At 50.6% G+C, this 4,251-nt stretch carries 4 protein-coding genes and 1 pseudogene; 2 read left to right on the top strand and 3 right to left on the bottom strand.

What is annotated here, in order from left to right; genetic code table 11:
- The coding region (locus ACEW8P_RS07500) for an aspartate kinase (protein WP_373512473.1) at nt 1-1,062 on the bottom strand (1,062 nt) is incomplete at its 3' end.
- Nucleotides 1,063-1,280: 218 nt separating this feature from the next.
- Here ACEW8P_RS07500 and ACEW8P_RS07495 point away from each other — a divergent pair.
- Nucleotides 1,281-2,558, top strand: a complete 1,278-nt coding sequence (locus ACEW8P_RS07495; RefSeq protein ID WP_373512472.1) for an MFS transporter — start codon at nt 1,281-1,283, stop codon at nt 2,556-2,558.
- A 13-nt stretch (nt 2,559-2,571) separates the two neighbouring features.
- Here the strand turns inward: ACEW8P_RS07495 and ACEW8P_RS07490 are convergent, their stop codons facing one another.
- Nucleotides 2,572-3,261 (bottom strand): hypothetical protein, encoded by a 690-nt coding sequence (locus ACEW8P_RS07490; RefSeq protein ID WP_373512471.1) that lies wholly within the window; start codon nt 3,259-3,261, stop codon nt 2,572-2,574.
- Nucleotides 3,255-3,806, bottom strand: a complete 552-nt coding sequence (locus tag ACEW8P_RS07485; protein ID WP_373512470.1) for a hypothetical protein — start codon at nt 3,804-3,806, stop codon at nt 3,255-3,257. Before ACEW8P_RS07485 ends, ACEW8P_RS07490 begins: the two co-directional genes overlap by 7 nt.
- A gap of 129 nt (nt 3,807-3,935) precedes the next feature.
- Here ACEW8P_RS07485 and ACEW8P_RS07480 point away from each other — a divergent pair.
- Nucleotides 3,936-4,251 (top strand): annotated as a pseudogene (locus tag ACEW8P_RS07480) (hypothetical protein); the annotation flags it as partial.

Genomic DNA, 4,251 nt, shown 5'->3' with positions numbered 1-4,251 from the left:
CTCCGAAGACGCCTGCGAAATCAGGATGACGCTGATATTATTTTCCGACAGAGTAGTGAACAACCTCGCCGAAATGCCGGCTACACCGATCATACCGCTGCCCTGAATATTGACCAGGGCCATATCGTCGATGGACGAAATGCCCGTTATGGCGTATTGCTTGTGGTTGGCCGAGCGATCCACCAAAGTACCTTCAAATTCAGTGTTGAAAGTATTCATCACCCTCAGCGGGATATTTTTGGCAAAAGCGGGTTGCAAACTGGGCGGATAAATGACTTTGGCCCCAAAATGCGAAAGTTCCATCGCCTCGGCGTAGGAGATGGCCTGAATCGTGAAGGCGTTGGGTACTTTGCGAGGGTCTGCGGTCATCATTCCGTCCACGTCGGTCCAGATTTCGATTACCTGGGCGTCGAGGGCCGCGCCAAATATAGAAGCCGTGTAGTCCGAGCCGCCCCGCCCGAGGGTGGTTGTGATCCCCTCGTCGGTAGCCGCAATAAAGCCCGTGATGCACTGCAAGGCCGAGGATTTGGCAAAATGTTCGAGTATCTGACGATTGGTCGTATCGAAATCCACAGCGGCCATGCCGAAATGTTCGTTGGTTCGAATGAGTTGCCGGGCATCGCAGAACTCAGCCTTGACGCCTTTATTTTTTAACGCCTCCGTAATGATATTTGTGGAAAGCCGCTCACCAAAGCTCATGATGAGATCCATCGTACGGTCGGTCAGTTCGCGAATGAGCGTTACCCCACGCAGGATGTCTTCCAATTCATTGAAAAGCCCCTTAATATTGGCAAAAGTACCGCTCTGTTGCTTGACGTTAATCAGGCCACGAATGGTAGTGAAGTGTCTTTCCTCCACTACTTTAAGTAGCTCGAAGTACTCCTGATTTCCGGCGGCGGCCATGCGGCCAATCTCGATCAGCCGATTCGTTGCCCCGCCCATCGCCGAGAAAACTACCGCCGTGCGTTCGCCTTTGGAAATGCTTTTTTCAAGAATATCGATGACCAACTTGATACTCTCAACCGAACCCACCGACGTGCCGCCGAACTTTAAAACTTTCATTGAAACAGGGATATTGGATGTTGACGCTGGGCGCTGGACTTTGGATGTTAGACTCTTGAAAAACCAGGGTACAGCGTTTCCAACTGGGCTTACACTTACATTAAATCCCGCAAAGATAGCAAAAGACGTCCCGGCTGAGCATTTTTCTGGTAAAAACTGCATTTCTTGCCTACTTTTCCCAGCCCGCAATAATTCATCATTCATCACTCACCATTCCCTTGCTGTACCGCTACCGCGTCCTCTTCTTCCTCTTTTCGCTTTCCATGATTACCTACCTCGACCGCGTGTGCATCTCGGTTGTGGGCGTACGGATGAAAAGCGACCTCGGCCTCAGTAATGAAGAATTTGGCTGGGTGCTGGGTGCTTTTTCGCTGGCTTATGCTTTGTTCGAGATGCCCACGGGTGCCATGGGCGACCGTCTTGGGCCGCGTCGGGTACTTTTGCGGGTGGTACTCTGGTGGTCGCTATTCACGGCCCTGACGGGCGTAGCTTCGGGACTTATCGCGCTGATCGTCATTCGTTTTTTGTTTGGAATGGGGGAAGCGGGGGCTTATCCCAATAGCTCCATCGTCATCGCCCGCTGGTTCCCGGCGGTCGAGACGGGCCGGGCGCAGGCGTTCATTTGGGGCGCAGGACGGCTGGGCGGGGCATTGGCTCCGCTGGTGATGATACCACTCGCGGCCAGCGCGGGCTGGCGGGCGTCGTTCTGGGCGATGGGCTTAGTGGGCGTGGTTTGGGCGGCGGTCTGGTACTGGTGGTTCCGGGATTTTCCCAAAGACAAAAAGGGTATTTCGGAAAAAGAGCTGGCCTACATCCAGGAAAGCCGCCGCTTCCGGCCCCAGGCACACGGACTGGCCTGGGGCGCGTTGCTGCGCAGCCGCAACCTGTGGGCGCTCGTAATCATGTTCCACTTTTATATGTACGGCGCGTATTTTTTTTACAGTTGGATGCCCATTTATTTGCAGGAAGGCCGCCATTTCTCCGAATCCGAAATGCAGCTTTTTTCCACCCTACCTTTTCTAACGGGTGCCGTGGGTTGCTTCACGGGCGGTTTTCTGAGCGACTGGCTGGTAAAGCGGTACGGCCTGCGCATCGGCCGCGCCAGCGTGGGGCTGGTGGGCATGGGGCTGTCGAGCGTTGTCATGTGGACGTCGGCCCTCACCGCCGACAACGTCACGGCGGCTTACCTGCTTTCGGCCGGGATGCTTTTCAAAGACCTGACGTTGCCCGTTTCCTTCGCCGTTTGCGTGGATATTGGCAAGAGCCGCGCCGGCACGGTTTCTGGTACCATGAACATGATTGGGCAGTTGGGCGGCTTTTTTCTGGCCGTGTTTTTTGGCAAAATCGTGGACTGGGCCGGGGATTACAACTACCCGCTCTACATCATAGGTACTTTGCTCGGCATTAGTAGTCTGCTCTGGCTGGTCATCGACCCGACCAAAGAACTGACCTGGAAGACGGTTGGGGCGAATGATGCGGGATTGTTGGATGGGTAGTTAGCTGTAAAATCTAAATAACTATTTTTTGCCAGATTTCGATGATCCTCAATTGCCGCTCTCTATGGTTCTGGTACTCTAAATTTGCTTCAATTTCCTCTTCAATATTGGGACGTTCTAGTAGCTGAGTTATCTCGCTGATTATATATCTTCTCACCCTCTCATCGGCCCTTTCAATTTCCTCAAAAACGTCAATCCGATAGTCAAAAAGATAGATAATATCCTCAAAATCACTATTCCATCGATAATCCGCGCCATGCCTTTCCGATTTTAGGGCATCGAATTTTGTAGCGAGAAAGTAGGGAGGCTCAAAAATATTCACCGAAACTTGCTCTCCTAAGTCAACAGCAAGAATATGGTGCATTCCTTCCTTGTACCATTGATTCGAGAAACCCAATATTCCGGTTTCAGTAGGCATTATGTCCACGGTGATTCCTTGGTATTTGTATCGACAGATAACCGATGAATCACGGTCGGGCTGAAACCCAATTTCGCGCAATCTGGTCTCAAAATGCTCATTATCACTCAAATTTAGAATTTCTGCGACTACGTCAACATCCTTAGTTAGCCTCGCTTTAATGCGAGCCGGGTCGTCACCGTACAAGCCGACAACCGCTCCGCCCACGAACACAACTTTCTGGTCGGTTTTATATATGGCGCGAGCCACAGCTTTTAACCATTCTTTGTTCTGTTCGTTTACCATGCCGACATAATCCGCTTTTCCAATTCTTCCGAAGCCAACCTTACGACTCGGGCCGAACCAATCCGAATGGCATCAGTCAAAGTCAACAACTTATACAGTTCACTATCATTCGCCACAACCTCAGGAACAGTGGGGTACAAAGGTTCGATCAACTGCCCCCGTACTTTGCCCTCTGCAAACTTCCATACATATTTTTCGTCCGACATGATGACATCTTCGAGTGGTGGAGCAGAATGCGCCGTTGGGACACCCCTCGACAAGGCACCCGGTTGGACAGGAAATACGTACTTCAACCCACAGAGCAGGAAATCCAGTAAAGCCTTTTTGTTAATCCGCTTATATTTGGGATCATCCAGTAACCCCGCATAAGCAGAACGCCTAAGTGATTCTGATACCTCCGCCTCACTTATTTTGAGGGAGAGAGCAATGGCTTTATTAGTGGGGTGCTGTGGAATCATCATTAAAGAAGAATCCGGCCATCCTATATTGCTTTTATAGAAAGTTGCGATGATTTCTAATAGTATCACGATGTCTTGCGGTCTCATTCCATTATGCTTTTTCATACTATTTCACATTTGCGATTTGCAAATTGCAAATCGCAAATGTGAAATAAAAATTCTGCGAAGCTTTTCTGATATTTGCCGCCCAGAAACTGATTTTCCTTTTCAAAAAAAATGCTCCTCAAACGTCTCCGCGTTCTTCCCCTCTTACTCCTTACCCTCACTTCCTGCACTAAACAGACGCTAACCAATTTTCAAATCACTTCCCTGCAAGCCGTGGATTTGGAGGAAACGCTGACGCTACGCGATGAATTGATGATGGCTTACACGCTGACTTCCTTCGACGCTTCGGGCAAGGCCGTGGCGGTGAGCAACGGTTCCTGGGGTATTGTGGAAGCGAAAACGGGGCAGGCTTTTCCAGAGAGAGATTTTGCACCGATTCAAATTCCAATACCCAAAAACGGCAAAGTCGTGGCGACGCTGGCCTTGA

It is taken from the genome of Persicitalea sp. (assembly GCF_041751555.1).
In the GTDB taxonomy this organism is placed as follows: domain Bacteria; phylum Bacteroidota; class Bacteroidia; order Cytophagales; family Spirosomataceae; genus Persicitalea.
Note: the sequence above shows the minus strand (reverse complement) of the source record. Positions and strands in the feature narration are given on the sequence as shown.